The 20,119-nt window shown below is 71.3% G+C and carries 12 protein-coding genes; 11 read left to right on the top strand and 1 reads right to left on the bottom strand.

Annotated features, from left to right (window positions below):
• Positions 1 to 2: 2 nt before the first annotated feature.
• From AB0H49_RS08125 to AB0H49_RS08110, 4 genes are all read left to right on the top strand, one after another.
• The gene (locus AB0H49_RS08125; RefSeq protein WP_357248660.1) at positions 3 to 1,571 is read left to right on the top strand and encodes a polyamine aminopropyltransferase; all 1,569 of its coding nucleotides are present in this window, start codon (positions 3 to 5) and stop codon (positions 1,569 to 1,571) included.
• A 47-nt stretch (positions 1,572 to 1,618) separates the two neighbouring features.
• Complete coding sequence (locus AB0H49_RS08120; protein ID WP_355002368.1) at positions 1,619 to 2,173, top strand: GNAT family N-acetyltransferase; 555 nt, start codon at positions 1,619 to 1,621, stop codon at positions 2,171 to 2,173.
• Positions 2,174 to 2,600: 427 nt separating this feature from the next.
• Positions 2,601 to 3,329 (top strand): response regulator transcription factor, encoded by a 729-nt coding sequence (locus tag AB0H49_RS08115; RefSeq protein ID WP_355002367.1) that lies wholly within the window; start codon positions 2,601 to 2,603, stop codon positions 3,327 to 3,329.
• 160 nt (positions 3,330 to 3,489) lie between these two features.
• Entirely contained in the window at positions 3,490 to 4,128 is a 639-nt protein-coding gene (locus AB0H49_RS08110) for a MerR family transcriptional regulator (protein WP_355002366.1), read from the top strand.
• Here AB0H49_RS08110 and AB0H49_RS08105 read toward each other — a convergent pair.
• Positions 4,098 to 4,772: an HAD-IA family hydrolase gene (locus AB0H49_RS08105; protein WP_355002365.1), complete on the bottom strand. Its 675-nt coding sequence runs from the start codon at positions 4,770 to 4,772 to the stop codon at positions 4,098 to 4,100. The two genes, AB0H49_RS08110 and AB0H49_RS08105, sit on opposite strands and share 31 nt — an antisense overlap.
• 269 nt (positions 4,773 to 5,041) lie before the next feature.
• On the opposite strand from AB0H49_RS08105, the gene AB0H49_RS08100 reads away from it, so the two are divergent.
• From AB0H49_RS08100 to AB0H49_RS08070, 7 genes are read left to right on the top strand one after another with little or no spacing between them, the layout of a single operon-like run.
• Entirely contained in the window at positions 5,042 to 6,769 is a 1,728-nt protein-coding gene (locus AB0H49_RS08100; protein ID WP_357248656.1) for a fatty acyl-AMP ligase, read from the top strand.
• Complete coding sequence (locus tag AB0H49_RS08095) at positions 6,766 to 12,369, top strand: type I polyketide synthase (RefSeq protein ID WP_357248654.1); 5,604 nt, start codon at positions 6,766 to 6,768, stop codon at positions 12,367 to 12,369. Before AB0H49_RS08100 ends, AB0H49_RS08095 begins: the two co-directional genes overlap by 4 nt.
• Entirely contained in the window at positions 12,366 to 15,434 is a 3,069-nt protein-coding gene (locus AB0H49_RS08090; protein ID WP_357248651.1) for a beta-ketoacyl synthase N-terminal-like domain-containing protein, read from the top strand. Before AB0H49_RS08095 ends, AB0H49_RS08090 begins: the two co-directional genes overlap by 4 nt.
• Positions 15,431 to 16,237, top strand: coding sequence for an alpha/beta fold hydrolase (locus AB0H49_RS08085; protein WP_357248648.1), 807 nt, complete (start codon positions 15,431 to 15,433; stop codon positions 16,235 to 16,237). Before AB0H49_RS08090 ends, AB0H49_RS08085 begins: the two co-directional genes overlap by 4 nt.
• Positions 16,238 to 16,239: 2 nt before the next feature.
• Positions 16,240 to 17,256: an AfsA-related hotdog domain-containing protein gene (locus AB0H49_RS08080; RefSeq protein ID WP_357248645.1), complete on the top strand. Its 1,017-nt coding sequence runs from the start codon at positions 16,240 to 16,242 to the stop codon at positions 17,254 to 17,256.
• Positions 17,253 to 18,899, top strand: a complete 1,647-nt coding sequence (locus AB0H49_RS08075; RefSeq protein ID WP_357248642.1) for an FAD-dependent monooxygenase — start codon at positions 17,253 to 17,255, stop codon at positions 18,897 to 18,899. The genes AB0H49_RS08080 and AB0H49_RS08075 overlap by 4 nt, the downstream gene beginning before the upstream one ends.
• A 1-nt stretch (position 18,900) precedes the next feature.
• Positions 18,901 to 20,118, top strand: a complete 1,218-nt coding sequence (locus AB0H49_RS08070) for a cyclase family protein (RefSeq protein ID WP_357248640.1) — start codon at positions 18,901 to 18,903, stop codon at positions 20,116 to 20,118.
• Position 20,119: the final 1 nt, after the last annotated feature.

The raw sequence follows: 20,119 nt of genomic DNA, 5'->3' as shown, positions 1-20,119 counted from the left end.
GTATGGGGGCGGACACCGAGACCGCACCGCTACCGCCGCGCCTGCGGCGCCGCCCGGCCCGAATCGCGCTGCTGGTCACCGCGTTCGTCTGCGCGGCCTGCGGCCTGGTCTACGAACTGTCGCTGGTGACGCTGGGCAGCTATCTGCTCGGCGACACCGCGGCGCAGGCCTCGATCACGTTGAGCGTCATGGTTTTCGCCATGGGCATCGGCGCGCTGGCCGCGAAACCGCTGCGGCGGCACGCGGCGGCGGCGTTCGTCGCGGTGGAGCTGATCCTCGCGCTGCTGGGCGGGCTTTCGGTGCTGATGCTCTACGCCGCCTATGCCTGGCTGAACATCTACACCACGGCGCTGATCGCGATCGCGAGCGTCCTCGGCATTCTGGTGGGCGCCGAAATCCCGTTGCTGATGGAGCTTTTGCAGCGGATTCGCAAACAGGAGCCGGGCAGCGCGGTGGCCGACCTGTTCGCCGCGGACTACGTGGGCGCGCTGCTCGGCGGGCTGGCCTTCCCGTTCCTGCTGCTGCCCGTGTTCGGCCAGATCCGCGGCAGCCTGATCGTCGGCGTGGTCAACGCGGCGGCGGGGCTGGCGCTGGTGTTCCTGTTGTTCCGCACCGAACTCCGGCCGCGGGCGCGGTGGGGCTTCGGCGCGCTGACCGCGCTCGTCGCGGCGACGCTGTTCGGCACCTACCTCTACGCCGACCGGTTCGAGGCGACCGCGCAGCAGGCGCTGTTCGCCCATCCGATCGTGCTGCACGAGCGGACCAAGTACCAGAACATCGTCCTCACCGAGTCGATCTCACCGTTCGGCACCCCGGACACCCGGCTGTTCCTGAACGGCGATCTGCAGTTCTCCTCGGTGGACGAGTACCGGTACCACGAGGCGCTCGTGCATCCGGCCCTCGCCGGTCCGCGCCGCGACGTGCTCGTGCTCGGCGGCGGCGACGGTCTGGCGCTGCGCGAGATCCTGCGCTACCCCGATGTCGAGACGATCACCCTGGTGGAGCTGGATCCGGAGATGATCCGGCTGGCCCGCACCGATGCCCGGCTGAACACGTTGAACCACAACGCCTTCGACGATCCGCGGGTGCGGGTCGTCAACGAGGACGCGTTCTCCTGGCTGCGCGGCTCGCCCGGCGCGTACGACGCGGTGCTCGTCGACTTACCCGACCCCGACCAGACCTCGATCGCCAAGTTGTACTCCAAGGAGTTCTACGCGATGGCCGCCCATGTGCTCGCCCCCGGCGGCACGCTAGCGGTCCAGTCCGGTTCGCCGTTCTTCGCACCGCGCTCGTACTGGTGCATCGCGAACACGATTCGCGCGGCGGGCCTGCGGACGCTGCCGTACCACGTCGACGTGCCCAGCTTCGGCGACTGGGGCTTCGTGCTGGCGACCAGAGAGGCCGAACCGCGCCTGCGCCTCGACCCGCCCGCGCCGCTGCGCTCGCTCGACGAGGCGACGCTCGCGGCCGCGGCGGTGTTCGCGCCCGACCGCCGCGACACCGGCGCGCCGGTCTCCACCTTGATGCATCCGGTGATCGTCGACCTGGAACTGCGGGAATGGCGGCGATGAGCCTCCATTGAGCGGCAGAGCGGCTAGCTCCTGGCAAACTGTGCGCCATGGACACCGCCACCGTGATCGTCCCCATGGGCCTCGGCCATCTGCGCCAGGTGCTCGATCTCGGCCACCAGGTCTTCGACACCGGCACCAAGCCCTACACCTCCTGGTCGCTGACCAGCGTGGCCGAGCACCTGGACAGCCCCGACAACGCGTGCTGGGTCGCGCTGGATTCCGATCGAGTCGTCGGATTCGTGCTCGGCTCAATGGAATTCGAGCTGCGCGACGACTGGGGTTATCTGGAGTGGATCGCGGTCGCGCCCGACATGCAAGGGCACGGCATCGCGCGCAGGCTGGTCGATGCGTGCTCGACGGCGCTGTTCACCCGCGGCGCGCGGCGCATCGTCACCGACGTGGAGAACAACAACACCGCCTCGGCGACGCTGATGACCCGCAGCGGTTTCCGTCCCGCCGCGACCGTCACCCTGTTCGTGCGACCGAACCCCGACGAGCCGGAGGCCGACGCCGACGCGGCGCTGCCGCCGATCGCCCCCGGCACCAAACGCGATCTCATCCGCCGCGGCAGGCTCGCGGGCGAGGGACGCGGTGGTCGCTGAGCACGCTCGACTTTCCGCGAATCCCCTTGCGTGCCCCTGTTTTTCGTGTCTTGACCACCAATTGCCGTACCGGCTTCTCACAACCACGTTTCCGATCCTTGCGGTAAGTGTTAACGGATCGGGAACACTCGAAGCCTAATTGTGCGCTGCGGAACAACCGGCTTGTGGAGTGCACCGTTTACGGATAGGGTCACTTCCTATAACCGGTCTCAGGTTCCAAAAGCCAAGTGTCGGTAGTCGTTTCGATACCGATCCGGGCGGGGCCGGTTTTCTGGTTCATCGGTGAACGAAATCCAGCGGGTTGATGCCGCGTGCTGTCGTGGCATCGGCCGACGGGTCGGTTACGCGCCGGAAGTCGTCTGGGACGACCGCCGGGTCCGACTCAGCAACCCCGAGGTGGATGGTGGAAATGAGCGGAACCGCCCGAATGAAACGCACGGCAGACGTGGAAAGCGCGATAACGGACGCCGTTTCGGAATGCTCCGCTCCGCGCCTCGTCTCGGTGATACCGACAAACGGTCTGCCGCAGCGCGTCGTCCACATTCAGATTGTCACAGACAACTTCCTGACGCGCGAGATGTTGTGCGATTTCCTCAATTCCGAAGCTGATTTCACGGTAGTCGGCGACGTGTCCTGGAACGAGGCCGGATATCTCGCCGCCGCCGCGCATCCGGATGTCATCGTGTTGGACAACGACGAGATCGGCAGCGCCACCGTGCGAATGGTGCGCTCGCTGACCCGGGCCTGTCCGTCCGCGGCCGTCGTGGTGCTCAGCTCGACGGGCACCGAGACCCTGCTGTACGACATGCTCGACGCGGGCGTGCGCTGCTTCCTGCACAAGAAGATCTCGCGCAGCGAGCTGGTCAGCGCGATCCGGGGGATCGCCTCGGTGGAGGACCAGATCACCGTCAGCGTGCCGCGGGATTTTCTCACCGGCGCCGGGGCCAATCGGGGCAGGCTCTCGGCGCGCGAGGAACAGGTGCTGCGCCTGGTGTCCGAGGCCATGACGAATCGGCAGATCGCCAATGCGCTGTCCATCACCGAGGGCACCGTGAAACGGCATCTGCGTAGTATTTTCGACAAGCTCGGCGCGGTCTCCCGCATCGACGCGGTGAACCGGTATCGGGCGCACATCGGCCAGCAGGATTCCGCGTGACGATGCCGTCGGAGTCGATCTTTCCGAAGCTCGCGCACGGCCGTCGCGAACACGAAAGTGCGTCCTGACGGCCGGAGCAGTCGAACAGCAACCGGAACTGGTCGCTATCCGTCTGACCTACACTTGGGCGACCAGTAGTAGCCACGGACGGGAGGCGGATATGCGCATCGCCGAATTGAGCAAGGTCTCGGGCGTGCCCGCACCCACCATCAAGTACTACATGCGCGAGGGGCTGCTGTTTCCCGGTGAACGGACCAGCCCCAACCAGATGCAGTACGACGACTCACATGTGCGGCGGCTCAAGCTGGTTCGGGCCTTGATCGAGGTCGGCGGGCTGTCGGTGGCGGCGACCAGGGAAGTCCTGGAGAAGATGCGGACGCCGGGGATGACCGTGCTGGAATCCGCGGGCAAGGCGCAGTTCGCGATGAGCAAGCCGCCCGCCGCGGAGCCGGACGACGCGCAGCTGGCCGCCGCCGATCAGGTCCGCGATCTGCTCGCCCGCCGCGGCTGGCAGGTCCGCGAGACGAACCCGGCGCGCGGCACCCTCGCCGCGGTGCTCGCCACCCTCGGCAGGCTGGGACAGCAGCACTGGGACCTGCTCGACGACTACGCCGAGCTGGCCGAACGGATCGCGGCCAAGGAGATCGACACGCTGCTGCGCCAGCCGAACGCGGAGAGCATGGCCGAGGCGCTCGTCGTCTGGACGGCGCTCGGCGACGCGATGTTCAGCGCTCTGCGCCGGCTGGCGCACGAGGACGCGGCCTCGGCCTATATCGCGACGCCCTCGGCGACGAGCTGACGCAGCTCGGCGTCCACCTCGGCGGTCGCGGTCGCGGCGTCACGGAACAGCACCGCGCGCCAACCGGCCGCCCTGGCGCCCGCGCAGTTCTGCGGCAGGTCGTCGATCAGGACGCAGCGGTTCGGTTCGACGCCTGCGCGCGCGGCCGCCAGCTCGAAGATCTCCGGATCGGGTTTGCGGCAGCCGACCTGCGCCGAGTTGACGATCTCCTCGAACAACTCCTCCGCGACGACCATCCGCCGCCAGTGCGCTTCCCACGCGGGCGGCATATTCGACAGCATGCCGACGAAATGTCCGGCGCTTCGGTAGCGCCGCAGCGCGTCGTCCCACTGCGCGTTGGCTTTTCGCCCGTCGAACCAGGTCTCGGCGAGGCTGGGCACCGCGGTGTGCACGCCCTGCCTGCGCAGCGCCGCGCGCACCAGATCCAGCCATTCGTCCTCGCCGATCAGCGGCGTGTCCAAAGGCAGCATCATGTCCTCGGTGCCGAATGTCGCGGTGACTTCCGCGATCGCGCGGCGCAAGGGATCCGGCGCCAATCCCGTCTTCGCGCAGAATGCCGCGAATGTCTCGGCTACCGGCGGTGTGAGCACTCCCCCGAAATCCGACCAAATGGCGATGCGCTCCCGCGCTGTGCTGCTCGTCACAGTTCTACTCCGCTCTGTGTTCGGCAATTCTTCGGTGCAGCGGGAACGTATCTGCGAGACTGCGCCGATCGCCATTACACAAAGGTGACAATCCCTCCGGACTATTCCTTCCGAGAGTTTTCCGTCCGAAAGTGATATGTCTTCCGATTCCCCGCGTGTCGCCCTTCGGACCACGTTCTGAGCCTGTCCATTTCGCCGCCTCCGCCCGTAATGTCCCTGTTCTGTCGGCACCGTCGTGATGGCTGCCGGCTGATCGAGGAGGGATTGCGATGGAAACCGAACTCCGGGCTCGAACGCTCGCCGAGGCAATTTCGCAGCGCGCCGCCGACGCTGCCGACAGAATCGCGTACACCTTTTTGCCGGACGGTGAAAAAGAATCGCATTCCTGGACTTTCGCGGAACTGGAGCAACTGACCCGCGCACTTGCCGCGCGCATTTCTCGAGAGGCCGTGCCCGGCGACCGGGCACTGATCGTAGCGCCGGATTCCGCGGACTTCGTGCTCGCGTTCCTCGCCTGCCAGTTCGCCGGCGTGGTCGCGGTGCCGGTGTACCCGCCGTTCCCGGTGACTTCGCCGCGCCGGGTGGAGACCCTGCGCACCATCGCCGCGGACTGCGACGCCGCCGCGGTGTTGTGCGCCGCGCCGGAGCAGACCCGAGGCTTGCTGGTCGAGGCCGCCCCGGAACTGGACCGCCTGCGCTGGATCGGCATCGTGGCCGACACGGACGGCGCCGCGGACTTCGAACCGGTGCCGGTGACCGGCGCGGATGTGTCGTTCCTCCAGTACACCTCCGGGTCGACCTCCGCGCCGAAGGGTGTGGTCGTCACCCATGACGCGCTCATGCACAACCAGGAATTGCTCTGCCGGACAATGGGTTACAGCGCCGAATCGCGCATCGTCGGCTGGCTCCCGCTGTTCCACGACATGGGCCTGATGGGCATCGTGGTGCCCGCCGTCTACGCGGGCAGCCGCACGGTGCTGATGCCGCCGCTGACCTTCGTGCAGCGACCGGTCCGCTGGCTGCGCGCGGTGACCCGCTACCAGGCCACCATCACCGGCGGTCCCAATTTCGCCTACGAGCTGTGCTGCCGCCGCATCCCCGCCGCCGATCGGGCGGGCATCGACCTCAGCTCGCTCGAGGTCGCGTTCAACGGCGCCGAGCCCATCCGCGCGGAGACCCTCGCCAAGTTCGCCGCCGAATTCGCCGGGCACGGTTTCGATTCCAGCACCTACTACCCCTGCTACGGGCTGGCCGAGTCCACCCTCATGACCACCGGTTCGCACCGCGGCGCAGGCGCGGTCACGCTGACGGTGAGCCGCGACGAACTGGCCGAGGGCCGCCTCACGCCTGGCCCGGATCAGACGCTGGTCGGTTCCGGCCGCGTGACCTTGCACCGCGAGCTGCTGATCGTCGACCCGGACACCAGGATGCCGCTGCCCGACGGGCAGGTCGGCGAGATCTGGATCGGCGGGCCGGACGCGGCGCTGGCCTACTGGGGCAACGAGGACGCCACCCAGGAGACGTTCCGCGCGGAAACCGTTGCGCCGCAGTCGGGTCCGTACCTGCGCAGCGGCGACCTCGGCGCGCTGGTCGACGGCGAGCTGTACGTGGTCGGCAGGCGCAAGGACTTGGTCATCATCGGCGGGCGCAACTACTACCCGCAGGACATCGAGCACACCGTCGAGAACGCCGACCCCCGGATCCGGCGCGGCTGCACCGCCGCGTTCGCGGTCGACCGGGAACGCGGTGAGGAGCTGATCGTGGTCGCCGAGGTCAAGGCGGACACCGATCCCGACATCGCCGCGCTCACCGCGACATTGCGCGCGGCGGTCAGCGTCGACCACTCGATCACCCCCGCGCGGGTGGTCCTGGTGCGGGCGGGCACGGTGCCCAAGACCTCCAGCGGCAAGTTGCAGCGGCGCGCGACCCGTGCGGCGTTCGAGGCGGGCACGCTCGACGAGATCACCCCCGCCGCGACCGAGGCGGTGCGGCCATGAGATCAGCGGCGGACATCGAAGCCTGGCTGGTCGCCAGGATCGCCGAACTGCTCGGCGTCGATCCGGCCGGTCTCCCGGTCGACGTGCCGTTCGCGGCGCTCGGCCTGTCCTCCATGCAAGCGGTGGAGCTGTCCGACGATCTCCAGCGCTGGGCAGAGACGAGTTTGTCGCCGACCTTCGCCTACGACCATCCCAGCGTGGCCGCCGCGGCCGCCGCGCTGGCCGCCGCGCTCGGCGGCGTCGGCCAGACGGTGGAACAGGCGGCGATCGCCACCGATACCGGCGACGCCATCGCCATCGTCGGGATCGGCTGCCGATTTCCCGGCGCCGACGGCCCACGGGAGTACTGGGATCTGCTGCGCGCGGGCGTGGACGCCATCACGGAGGTCCCCGCGGACCGCTGGGACGCGGCGGCGCTGTACGACCCCGACCCGGACGCGCCGGGCCGGATGACCACCAAGTGGGGCGGATTCCTCGACGACGTCGAGCATTTCGACGCGGAGTTCTTCGGCATCGCGGCCAAGGAGGCCGTCAGGATGGACCCGCAGCAGCGGTTGCTGCTCGAGGTCGCCTGGCACGCGATCGAGGACGCGGGCATCGGCCCGAGCAGGCTGGCGGGCACCTCGACCGGAGTCTTCCTCGGCGCGTCGTCCTATGACCACGGTGTGGCCGTGCTGGCGCCAGGCACCGAGGTGTCGGCGCAGGACGGCACCGGCTCGGCGCTGAGCATCGTCGCCAACCGGCTGTCCTACTGCCTGAACCTGGCGGGCGCGAGCATGGTGGTGGACACCGCCTGCTCGTCCTCGCTGGTCGCGGTGCATCTGGCCTGCCAGTCGCTGCGCGCGGGCGAATCGGAGCTGGCGCTGGCCGGCGGCGTGAACGTCATAGCGGCGCCGCGGGTGGCGCTGAGCTTCAGCAAAGGCCGGTTGATGGCGCCGGACGGGCGCTGCAAGCCGTTCGACGAGCGCGCCAACGGCTACGTCCGCAGTGAGGGGGCGGGCGTGGTGGTGCTGAAGACGCTCGCGCGGGCCCGCCGCGACGGCGACCGCGTCTACGCCGTGATCCGCGGCGGCGCAGTCAATCAGGACGGCCGGACGAACGGGCTCATCGCCCCGAGCCGTCCCGCGCAGGAGCGGGTGCTGCGCGCGGCCTACCGCGCCGCCGGCGTGGACCCGGCCCGGGTCGCCTACGTCGAGGCGCACGGCACCGGCACCGCGGTCGGCGACCCGATCGAGGTGGGTGCGCTCGCCGCGGTGCTCGGCCAAGGCCGCGATCCCGAGAAGCCGCTGCGCGTCGGCTCGGCGAAATCGAACCTCGGCCACCTGGAGGCCGCGGCCGGCGTCGCCGGAATCATCAAAACCGCGCTCTCCCTGCATCATCGGGAACTGCCGCCGACCATCCACTACCGGCGGCCCAACCCGCTGCTGGAGCTGGACAGGGCTCCGGTGGCGGTGCAAGCGGTGGTCGAGGCGCTGCCCGTCGACGCCGACGGCGCCGCGATCGCCGGGACGAGCTCGTTCGGCTTCGGCGGGACAAACGCGCACGTGGTGCTGTCCACCGCACCGGCGACCGAACCGGACGAGCACTCCGGCGCAACGGATTTCGTGCTGTTCCCGGTGACCGCGCGCTCCGCGGCGGGGCTGCGGCGGCGGGCGCGCGGCTGGGCACGCACCGCCGAGCAGAACCGCGAGGATTCGACCTGGCTCGCCAGGGCGGCCGCCACCGCAGCGCTGCGCGGCGACCACGACGGTCACCGCGCCGCGGTGGTGGCCCGCGACATCGAGGAACTGATCGACGGCCTGACCGCGCTGGCCGACGGCGAACTGGTCCGCGGGGTCTGCGAACCGCACGCGCCGAGCCGTCGCGCCCGGCGGACTGCGCTGGTCTTCCCCGGCCAGGGCTCGCAGTGGGACGGCATGGGCCGCGCGCTGGCCGCGTCGGTGCCCGCGTTCGCCGAGGCGATGCGGCGCTGCGCAACCGAGCTGGAGCGCCTGCTCGGGGTGTCGCTGTGGTCGACCGAGCGCGGCATCGTCGCGCACGGCACCGCGCAGGTGCCGCCCGCGCTGTTCGCCATGCAGGTCGCGCTCGCCGAGACCTGGAAGTCCTTCGGCATCGAACCGGCCGCGGTCTGCGGGCACAGTATGGGCGAGATCGCGGCGGCGCACGTCAGCGGCGCGCTGTCGCTGGCCGATGCCGCGCGCATCGTCTGCGTGCGCAGTGCGCTGCTCACCGAGATCTCCGGTCGCGGCGGCCTCGCACTGCTGGAACTCGATGCGGCGCAGGTGGAGTCGGCGCTCACCGAGTACCGCGATCGAGTGTCGGTGGCGGCGGTGAACGGTCCCCGCGCGACCGTCATCTCCGGTGAGCCGCGAGCGCTGGACGAGATCGTGGCGCGGCTGGAGGCCGACGGGGTCTTCGCCCGGCGCATCGCGGTCGACTTCGCCGCGCACAGCCCCGCCGTCGAGCCGCTGCGGCCCCGGCTGCGCGAGGCCGTGCGCGACATCGCGGTGCGCGAGCCCAGCGTGCCGCTGTACTCGACGGTCACCGGCGGCCCGCTGACCGACACGCTCGTCGACCCCGACTACTGGGCGCGCAACCTGCGCGAACCGGTGCTGTTCGACACGGCGATCACCGCCTTGCTCGCCGCCGATCACGACACCTTCGTCGAGATCGCGCCGCATCCGGTGCTGGCCCGCTCGCTCACGGAGATCGCGACCGCGAACGCGCCCGGCGCGGACATGGTCGCGGTGTCCTCGGCCCGGCGCGACGAGGACGAGGTCTTCGCCTTCCTGCACGCGCTCGGCGTGCTCTACACCCGCGGCGCGGACCTGGACTGGACGCGGCTCTACCGCCCTGGCACCCCGGTGCCGATTCCCTCGCAGGGCTGGAACACCCAGCGGTTCCCGCTGATTCGCGCCGAGAGCGCCGCGGCCGTAGTCGCGCCGGTCGGCGGCTGGCTCGGCCCGCGTGTGCGGATCGCCACCCGCCCTGAGCTCGGCGTGTGGCCGCTACGGCCGGACGCCGCTCCCGAACTCGCCGATCATGTGGTGGACGAGGTGCCGGTGATCCCTGGCGCGTACTGGCTCGACGCGGCGGCGCAGGCCGCGCGCGATCTGGCCGGTGGCGGCACGCCGACCGTGGTGCTGACCAACGTCACCTTCGAAGCGCCGCACGTTCTGCTGCCCGGTACGGCCTCGTCACTCCAGCTGGTCGTCGAATCGGCGGGCGGGCGTTCGGAATTCGTGATCGTCTCCGATTCGCACGGCGCCGCGGTCACGCACGCGCGCGGCTGGCTCGACCAAGCGCAGGCCCCGCTCACCGATCGACCCGCACCGGAGATCGGGGAACTGCTGGCCCGGTGCGCCGAGCCACTGCCGATCGAGGAGTTCTACGAGCGCCTCGCGGGGAACGGGCTGCACTACGGACCGGCCTTCCGCGCGCTGACCCAGCTCTCCCGCGGCGGCGACGAAGCCGTCGGAAAGCTCACGCTGCCAATCCAACTCACGGCGGGCGCGGGGTTGCATCCCGCGCTGCTCGACGCCTGCCTGCACACCGTCGCGGCAGCCGCCGGACCGCGGCTGACCGACGCGCTCGCCCTGCCTGCGGGCGCCACCCGGGTGCAGTTCGCCACCTCAGCCGCGCCCGTCACCGACGTCTGGTGCCATGCCCGCATCGTGGAGTACGGGGAACGGGATCTGATCGCCGACCTCGTCGTGCTCGGCGCCGACGGCCGAGTCCTGTGCTCGGCCATGGACTTCCGCGTCACCACCGCCGAAACCGCCACCGCCGAGCGCGGCAGGCTGTACCGGCTCGCCTGGCAGCCGTGGGAATCCCAGGGCGGGCGAGCGCCGCGCGGCGGCTGGCTGATCGTCGGCGGTGCGCATCCGGCGCTGGACGCGCTGGCCGAACGCCTCACCGCGCGCGGCGACCGAGTCGTGCGCACCGCGGCGCACGAGGCCGCCGACTACGAGACCGCGGCGGCCGAATTGGCCGGAACCATCGAGGGATTGCGCGGCGTCATCGACGCGCGGGCCTATTCGAGCGCGGGCGAAGACCCGGTCGAGTCGGCCGCCTACACGGCGGACTCGGTGGAGCTGGCCACATTCCTGATCGGCCGCACCTGGCGCGAGACGCCGCGACTGTGGCTGCTCACCCCGGACACCCAGCGCGCGGTGCGTCCGTCGCGGTTGTCCACGGCGAGCCTGTGGGGCGTGAGCCGGGTGATCGCCACCGAGCATCCCGAAACGGCCTGCGGCGTCCTCGATCTGCCCGCCGCTCCCAGCGGCGCCGACATCGATCGGCTGGTGACGGTCCTGCGGGATCCGCGAGCACCGCAGCAGGTTTCGATCGACCGAGCGGTTCTGGCTCCCCGGCTGGTTCCGGTGCCGCGGGCCCACACCTCGGTGTCCATCGATCCGGACCTGTGCCAGGTCGTCACCGGCGGCCTCGGCGCGCTCGGCTTGCGCGTCGCCGACTGGCTGACGGCACGCGGCGCGCGAAACCTGCTGCTGCTCGGTCGTTCCGCGCCGGACGCCGTTGCCGAACAGGCGATCGCCGACCTGCGAGCGCGCGACGTCCGAGTCACCGTGGCGGCAGTCGACGTGGCCGACAGCGCCGCGCTCGCCGCGGTGCTGGCCGAAGCCGGACGGATCGGCGGTGTCTTCCACCTCGCCGGTGTGCTCGAGGACGTGGTCGTCGCGGATCTCGACGAGGCCAGGCTGGCCCGCGCGCTGGCCGGCAAGGCGCGCGGCGCCTGGCACCTGCACAACCTCACCCTCGACCAGCCGCTCGCGCATTTCGTGCTGTTCTCCTCGCTCGCCGGGCTTTTCGGCTCGCCGGGCCAGGGCGCCTACGCCGCGGCCAACACCTACCTGGACGCGCTAGCCGCAGCGCGCGCCGCGCACGGGCGGCCCGCGCACAGCATCGCCTGGGGTCCCTGGGCGGCGATCGGCTTGGCCGCCGCAGTGGGCAGCGAACGCCGCCTCGCCGCCATGGGCGTGCCCGCGCTGGAAACCGGAGCGGCGATGGACCTGCTGGAGGCGGCACTGGCCGATCCCGGCCCGGTCCTCGCGGCGGCCGCCTTCGACCTGCCGACGCTGGCCGGTCCCGGCACGCCACCGGCCGCGCGCGAGCTGTTGGCGAACCTGCTGCCCGACGACGAGAGTCATGGCGGCCCGGCCGAGCAGGCGCTGTCGCTGCACGAGATCGACGATCCCGCCGAACGACTGGAGCTGGTGCGCGGCTTCGTGCTCGGCCAGGTCGCGACGATCGTCGGAACCTCGCGGCCGGTCGACCCGACCATGCCCTTCCGCGATCTCGGCTTCGACTCGCTGATGGCGGTCGATCTGCGCAACCGACTGGAAACCGGGCTGGGCCAACGTATTCCGGCCAGCCTCATTTTCGCCCACCCCACCGTCGACCAGCTCGTCGAGGAGCTGGCGCAGCGGATGCTCCCGCCGCGGGAGCCCGCGTCCGATACGCCGCCACAGCGGCACGCCCGGCCCGAAATCGATGCGGACCTGGACCAGGCCACCGATGACGAACTCGCCGATCTCCTATCGGCGGAACTGGATCTTTCCACCGAAGGGGACACCCGATGACGACCGAAACCACCGACGATCGCCGCGCGCTACTACGCAAGGCGCTCAACGAGATCCGCAGCCTGCGAGCCGAAGTCGACCGCCGCACCGAGCCGGTGGCGATTCTCGGCGCGGCGGTGCGGATGCCCTCGGGCATCGAGGATCTCGACGGCTACTGGTCAGCGCTGCGAGACGGACGCGACGCCATCACGCCGCTGGTCGACAGCGAGGACGGCCGCCGCACCGGGCACGCCGCGGGCACCGGCCGCTACGCCGGGCTGCTCGCCGAGGTCGACGGCTTCGACGCGGAGTTCTTCGGCATCTCGGCCGCCGAGGCCGAGCGGATGGATCCGCAGCAGCGGCTGGTGCTCGAGGTGGCTTGGGAGGCCATGGAGGACGCCGGGCTGACGCCCGCCGAGCTGCGCGCCGCGACGACCGGCGTCTTCCTCGGGGTGTACGGCAGCGACTACCTGATGATGCAGTTCGCCGACCCGTCCGGCATCAACGCCTACACCGCGCCGGGCGGCGCGCACAGCATCGTCGCCAACCGGCTGTCCTACCTGCTCGACCTGTCCGGCCCCAGCCTGGCGGTGGACACAGCGTGCTCCTCTTCGCTGATGGCGGTGCACCTGGCGGTGCGGGCGCTGCGCAACGGAGACTGCGACATCGCGTTGGTCGGCGGCGTCAACACGATCCTGTCGCCGCTGTCCACCACCGTCACCGAGAAGGTGCTGCCGCTGGCGCCCGGCGGGCGCTGCCGCACCTTCGACGCGGGCGCGGAGGGCATCGTGCGCGCCGAGGGCTGCGGCATGGTGGTGCTCACCAGGGAGTCGCTGGCCGAGGCGGAGGGCAGGCCGGTGCGCGCGTTCATCCGCGGTACCGCCGCCAACCACGACGGGCGCACCAACGGCCTCACCGCGCCGAGTCCGCGGGCCCAGACCGACCTGCTGCGCCGCGCTCTGCGCGATGCGGCCGCCGACCCCGCCGAGGTGGTCTACATCGAGGCGCACGGCACCGGAACCCCGCTCGGCGACCCGATCGAGTTCGACGCGCTACGCGCCGTGTACGGCGCGGGCGAGCAGCCGTGCCCCGTCGGCGCGGTCAAGACCAACTTCGGGCATCAGGAGGCCGCGGCGGGCATCGCGGGTCTGGTCAAGGCGATGCTGGTTCTCGAACACGACGAGGTTCCGCCGAACCTGCACCTGGAGCGGCCCAATCCGGAGCTCGATCTCACCGGAACCCGGCTGCGTCTACCGAGGGAGCGCACCCCGCTCGGTGGCGGGAACGGACGGAAGCTGGCCGCGATCAGCTCGTTCGGCTTCGGCGGCGCGAACGTGCACGCCGTGCTCGCCGCCGCGGCGCGCGAGGAAGTCGACCCGCACGCGGAAGGCGCTCTGGTGCTTCCCATTTCGGCCCGCAGCGCGGCCTCCGCGCGGGCACTGGCCGGGCGCTACGCCGATCTGCTCGCGGCCGCCGACCACGCGACCGCGGCCGAGATCTGCGCGGCCGCGGCCACCCGGCGCGCGCATCTTCCGGTACGGCTGTGCCTCACCGGCGACACGGTCGACGCGCTGGTGGACCGCGCGCGAACCGCCAAGGCGGCCAGGCACATCGGCGCGGCGGCGCGGCACCGGACGCTGTTCGTGTTCAGCGGGCAGGGTTCGCAGTGGCCGGAGATGGGCCGCCTGCTCGCCGACGAACCCGTGGCAAGGGCCGAGCTCGACGCCTGCGACGCGCTCGTGCGGCGGCTGGCGGGCTGGTCGCTGTGGGAGGAGCTGCTGGCGGCCGAGCCCGACAGCAAGCTGCACCGCACCGATGTCGCGCAGGTGTGCATTGCCGCGGTGGAGCTGGCGCTGGCCGCGCTGTGGCAGTCCTGGGGCGTGCGGCCCGCCGCCGTCGTCGGCCACAGCATGGGCGAGATCGTGGCCGCGACCGTCGCCGGAATGCTCAGCAGAGAGCAGGCTTTCGAGATCCTGGTGCGCCGAGCGGCGCTCACCGAGCGGCATGCCCGCGGCGGCGCGATGTGCAGCATCGCACTGCCCGCCGCGGCGGTGACCGAGCTGCTGGCCGGACAATCCGAGGTCACGATCGGCGCCGTGAACGGCCCGCGCTCGACCGTGATCACCGGCCCGGCGGACGGCGTGCGCCGCATCGCGGTGGAGGCGAGCGCTCGCGGCGCGTCGGTCAAGGACCTGCCGGTCGAGTACGGCTTCCACAGCACGCTGCTCGCCGCGTGCGCACCGGAATTCGCCGCGCACGCCGACGCGGTGCGCGCCACGCCGGGATCGATCCCGATGTATTCGACCGTCACCGGCAAGCGCGTCACCGCCGACCATCTCACCGGCGCGCACTGGGCCGCCAACCTCGCCGACGCCGTGCTGTTCGCGCCCGCGCTCCAGGCGGCGCTGGCCGACGACCACGCGCTGACCACCGTGCTGGAAGTCGGCCCGCACCCGGTGCTGATCCGCGACATCGCCTCGGCGGCAGGCGAACTCGACCGTTCGGTCATCCTGGCGGCGAGCCTGCGCCGGGGCCAGTCCCGGTCCGCGTCCCTGGATCACAGCGTCGCCGAGCTCTACCTCGGTGGCCACGAGCTGGACTGGTCCGCGGTGCTCGGCACGCCGAGCGGACGGCCGCCGCTGCCGCACTACCCCTGGAACCGCAGCAGGCACTGGCTGCCGGAACGGCGGGCCGTCGAGGAGCAGCACGTGCACGCCACCGTCCGCCCCGCGACGGCCAAGCGCAGGGGATCCGGCCCGGTGGCGCTGACCCGCGCCCACCACGTCGACCGGCCGACCCGGCTCGACGCGCTCACCGGATTCGTCAGGGAACGGATCGCGCGTGCGCTGCGCAAACCCATCACCGAGATCGACGAGGCGACGCCGATCCGCGACTACGGGCTGGAATCGCTGGTGGTGGTCGAGATGAAGAACGAGATCGAAGCCGAGTCCGGCACCGTCGTGCCGCTGGCCCAGCTGCTCGAGACCCTCGAACAAGGCAGCGCGCGGGACCTGGCCAAGGTAATCGTCGAGGCCGAATCCGCCGCGGCGGTGACGGGCGACGAAGTCGGAAGCGGGCCGCTGTGAACGGGCGTCAGCACGGCGGAGTCGTCGGCGTTTCCGCGGCGCCGCTGCCGACCGGGCATCGCGGTGTGCTGACCTGCCCACGGCCGCAAACGAATCCGGCGATCCGGTTGGTGTGCTTCGCCCACTCCGGCGGGAATCCGCGGATGTATCAGCGGTGGGTCGATCAGCTCGCCCCCGAGATCGAGCTGTGGTGGGTCACCCTGCCCGGGCGCGGGCCGCGGTGGCGCGAACCGCACGCCAGGACATGGGAACCGCTGGTCGCCGACATCTGCGAGGCGATCGTGGCGCACGTTCCGCGTCCCGTCGCTTTGTTCGGGCACAGCCTCGGCGGGCTGCTCGCCTACGATGTCGCGCTGCGGCTCACCGACGCCGACCTGCCGCCGCAGCACCTGTTCGTGTCGGCCCGTGCGCACCCGCGCAGGCAGTTCACCCTCGACCTGCCCGAGGACGACACGGAACTGCTTCGGCTGGTCGACCGGGTCTACCGCGGGGTGCCGGAGGCGATCCTGGATTCGCCCGAACTGGCCGAGCATTTCGCGCCGACGCTGCGCGCCGACCTGATGCTCGGCGCCGACTACCGCTATCGCGGCGCGGGCACCCTGACGGTCCCCATCACCGCCCTCGGGGGCGTGGACGACCCGATGACACCGACCGAAGAGCTGGCCGCCTGGCAGGACCGCACCACCGCGGCGGCGCGGTGGCGTCAGTTCCCCGGCGGCCACTTCTATCTCGACGAGTCCGAAGCGGGCGTGCTCCGGACGATCCGCCGCGCGCTCGACGCACCGATGGGCAAAGGAGCATAACGATGACAGAGACCGAGATCCGTTTCCCCGCAGCGTCTTCCGCGCTGAGTTTCGATCGCACCGTACCGCGGGCCGAGGCGCATCGCCGCGCGCTCGGTGAGGTGTTCGTCGCCGACTCGGTCGCCGACGGCGACTCCACCTTCTACACGGCGTTGCAGATCCCGCGCGCGCACAGCCTCTGGTACGACAGGACCACCGTCTACCACGACCCGTTCGCGATGGCCGAGGCCGCGCGGCAGGGCTCGTTCGTGGTCCTGCACCGGCACGTCGGCGTCCCGGTGGGGCTGCCGTTCAGCATGCAGCGCTACGACTTCGCGGTCACCGACCGGGAGGCCTTCCGCGACGACGAGAAGTCGCCGCTGGAGGGCATTCTGCGCTACGAGATCGTCTCGCGGGTCGATCGCGGCGCCGATTTCAGCGACCTGACGCTGGCGGGCGAACTCGTCGTCGGGGGCCGGGCCGCCATGGAATTGAGCGCCGATGTGGTCTTCCTGGCCCGCGCCGACTACGAGGCGCTGCGGGCGTACCAGCTCGGGCGGGTCCCCGCGGGCGGGCCCGATTACACGGCCGCGCCGCTGCCCGCCGCGGCCGTCGGGCGGCGGGACTCGCGCAACGTGGTGATCGGCGCGCCGGTCGCGGTCGGTCCCGCCTGGGACTATCCGCTGCTGCCCGATCGCCGCCACCCGGCGCTGTTCGACCACGACTACGACCACGTGCCGGGCCCGTTCATCATCGAGGCGTTCCGGCAGGCCGCGCTGGACACCGCGGTCCGCGAGGGCATGCTCGGCACGCCGAACGCCACGGTCGTGTCCTGCTCGTCCCGCTTCACCCAGTTCGCCGAGTTCGGCGCGCCGATCGAATGCCGTTGCACGCCATTGGATCCGACCCGGCCGGGCACGGCCCGCATCGATCTGGAACTGCGCCAGTTCGACCGGGTCCTCACCGTCGGCACGCTGGAGCTCGCCGAGCTGACCGGTTGCGAGGACAGCTACCTGAACCGGACGGAGCAGCCGTCATGAGTGACACACTGCACGTGCTGGTGGTCGGCGCGGGGCCGACCGGTCTGGCACTGGCCACCGAACTCCGCAGGCACGGACTGACCTGCCGGATCATCGATCGCGCCGTCGACAGACCCGCGAATCAGGCTCGCGCACTGACGATGTGGGACGGCGCGCTGGATGTGCTCGACCGCCACGGCACCGGCGACGCGGTGCGCGCGCGAGGCCTGCCGATGACCGCCGCCCGCTACTTCTCCGGCGGACGTCCCGTCGCGCAGGTGCGTTTCGGACCGGAGACCGGCAACGACGCCGAGCCGCTGATCATCACCCAGCCGTCGGTGGAATCCGTTCTGGTGGAGCACCTTCGGACGCTCGGCGTGCCGGTGGAGTGGCGCACCGAACTGGCGGAGCTGACCGATCGGGGCGAGCACGTCGAGGTGCTGCTGCGCCGCGGCGAGGAAGCCGAACGACTCACCGCCCAGTGGGTAGTGGGCTGCGATGGTGCGCACAGCGCGGTGCGCACCCTGAGCGGCATCACCTTCGAGGGCAGCACCTATCCGCAGTCCTACACGCTGGGCGACGGCGTCATCACGGCGCCGGTGCCGCCGGGCGAGGCGCACTACCACCTGCACCCCGACGGTGTGCTCGTGGTCGTGCCGCTGCCGGACGGTCAGGTACGCGTCTTCGCCGACGCCAGCGGCATCGGCGGCGACCCGGACGCCGCGCCCACCGTGGACGACCTGCAACAGCTGGCCGACAAGCGCGCGCCCTACCCCATCCGCATCCACGAACTCCAGTGGGCCACCAGGTTTCTGGTGCATATGCGGCATTCGGCCGCCTTCCGCAAGGGCCGCTGCGTGCTGGCGGGCGACGCCGCGCACGTGCACAGTCCGGCGGGCGGCCAAGGCCTCAACACCGGCATCCAGGACGCGGCCAATCTCGGCGGCAAGCTGGCGGCGATCATCAGCGGCGGCGCCGACGCCGACGTGCTGCTGGCCGGGTACGAGTCCGAGCGGATGCCGATCGCGCGCGAGGTGATCCAGGCCGCCGACCGCCAGACCAAACTGTGGACCGTGGGTTCGCGTCCGGGGCGCGCGGTGCGCGACCTGGTGCTCGGGACCCTGAGTCGCAGTGGGCTGCTGGAGAAGCGGCTGGTGCCCTCGCTGGCCCAGTACGAGCTCGACTACCGGCACAGCCCCGCCGTCGGCAAGCGCGGCGGCCGCCGGGCGCTCGGGCGCGCGATTCCGGAGGCGGCGCTCATCGGCCCCGACGGCGCGGCGACCGGCCTGCGCCGGTTGCTCTCCGCCCCGGGCCACGTGCTGCTCGCGGCGCTCGACGCGACGCCGTCGGCGGACGACGCCCGGCGGGTGTCGACGCTGCGCGCGCGAATCCACGAGTCGGGCTTGCCGTTCCGATTGCACGTCGTCGTACCAGGCGACCCGTCGGCGACGACCGCGCCCGACCTCGGCGAGGTGTTCTACGCCCCGCCCGGCTTCGCACCGAAGCACGAGCTCGCGGGCTGCAAGCTCATCGCGATCCGACCGGACGGCTATGTCGCCGACGCCTCACCCACACTCGACCTCGACGACCTGCTCGGCAAGCTACCCGGGTTCCGCGCACCGCACGATGCCGCGCCCACCCTGCTCGGACGGAAGGTCTCCTGACATGTGCTCCCCGCAGATCCTCGCCGCCGCCCTGGCCGAGGCGCCGCCGCACGACGACCTGTGCGGCGGGCCCGGACACGGCACAGGCGCGCACCACGATCACGCCACCGCCCACCACGGGCACGATGCGGGCGCGCGCCACGAACTCAGCGCCCCATCGCACCGCGAGCGCAGCGCCGCCACACACCACGGCCACAGCGCCGCGCACAACGGACACGGTGCTACCGCGGACCACCAGCACAGCGCGGTCGCGCACCGAGATCACGGCACCGCCGCGTACAACGAGCACGACGCTGTCGATCCCCCTGGACACCACACGGCCGCGCACAACGAGCACGGAGCGCGAGTTCCGCATGAGCACAGTGCCTCGGTGACGCACAGCCGCGGCGCGGTCGCCGCCGAGGGCGTGGGCCGTCGCCGCGCGCTGCGCACCGCACTGGGCGCGGCGCTCGGCATTGCGGGCGCGTCGGCCGCCGCCGGGGCGATCGGCGCGCCGCGCGCCCAGGCGCAACCACTGAACCTGAGCGGTTTCTCCGTGCGCGACCTGACCCACGCGGTGGGGCCGGATTTCCCGGTGTTCAACCTGTACGTGCGCCAGCCGGTGCAGCGTCAGGTGATGTTCGAGGAGATCATCGGCTTCAACACGGCCGAGTGGACCATGAACGAGCACACCGGAACTCACATCGACGTGCCCGCCCACTCCCAGCGCGGCCTGGCATGCGCCGACGCGATCCCGGTGGAGAACTTGGTCGCGCCGCTGTGCGTCGTCCGCATCGCCGAGCGGGCGGCCCAGGACACCACCACCGAACTGCACGTGGAGGACCTGCTCGACTGGGAGCGGCGCAACGGCCGCATCCCCGACGGCGCGTTCGTCGCGATGGACACCGGTTGGTATCACCGCGTCCACGATCCCGCCGCCTACCTGCCCTTCGACCCGCTGCGGCTGGCCCTGCTGATTCCCGGCATCGGCCCCGACGCCGCCGAATTCCTGCTCACCGAACGCTCCATCGTCGGCTTCGGCACCGACACCAGCAGCCTGGACGTCGGCACCCGATTCGAGCCGATGGTGCACCGAATGCTGCTGCGCTCCGGCCGGTACGGCATCGAGAACCTGGCCGCCCTGGACACGGTCCCGGAACGCGGAGCGACCCTCGTGGTCGGCGCCGCGAAGCTGCGTGGCGGCTTCGGCGCGCCGGTGCGGGCGCTGGCCTTCGTCTGAT

Origin of the sequence: Nocardia sp. NPDC050713 (assembly GCF_040654315.1) — a bacterium.
GTDB lineage: Bacteria > Actinomycetota > Actinomycetes > Mycobacteriales > Mycobacteriaceae > Nocardia.
This window is presented reverse-complemented; position numbering and strand designations above follow the sequence as displayed.

Excerpts from the sequence above, each read along its gene's own strand:
- AB0H49_RS08125 (WP_357248660.1), top strand. The coding sequence starts at position 3 with ATGGGGGCGGACACCGAGACCGCACCGCTACCGCCGCGCCTGCGGCGC.
- AB0H49_RS08080 (WP_357248645.1), top strand. The coding sequence starts at position 16,240 with ATGACAGAGACCGAGATCCGTTTCCCCGCAGCGTCTTCCGCGCTGAGT.
- AB0H49_RS08100 (WP_357248656.1), top strand. The coding sequence starts at position 5,042 with ATGGAAACCGAACTCCGGGCTCGAACGCTCGCCGAGGCAATTTCGCAG.
- AB0H49_RS08095 (WP_357248654.1), top strand. The coding sequence starts at position 6,766 with ATGAGATCAGCGGCGGACATCGAAGCCTGGCTGGTCGCCAGGATCGCC.
- AB0H49_RS08115 (WP_355002367.1), top strand. The coding sequence starts at position 2,601 with ATGAAACGCACGGCAGACGTGGAAAGCGCGATAACGGACGCCGTTTCG.
- AB0H49_RS08090 (WP_357248651.1), top strand. The coding sequence starts at position 12,366 with ATGACGACCGAAACCACCGACGATCGCCGCGCGCTACTACGCAAGGCG.
- AB0H49_RS08070 (WP_357248640.1), top strand. The coding sequence starts at position 18,901 with ATGTGCTCCCCGCAGATCCTCGCCGCCGCCCTGGCCGAGGCGCCGCCG.
- AB0H49_RS08075 (WP_357248642.1), top strand. The coding sequence starts at position 17,253 with ATGAGTGACACACTGCACGTGCTGGTGGTCGGCGCGGGGCCGACCGGT.
- AB0H49_RS08120 (WP_355002368.1), top strand. The coding sequence starts at position 1,619 with ATGGACACCGCCACCGTGATCGTCCCCATGGGCCTCGGCCATCTGCGC.
- AB0H49_RS08110 (WP_355002366.1), top strand. The coding sequence starts at position 3,490 with ATGCGCATCGCCGAATTGAGCAAGGTCTCGGGCGTGCCCGCACCCACC.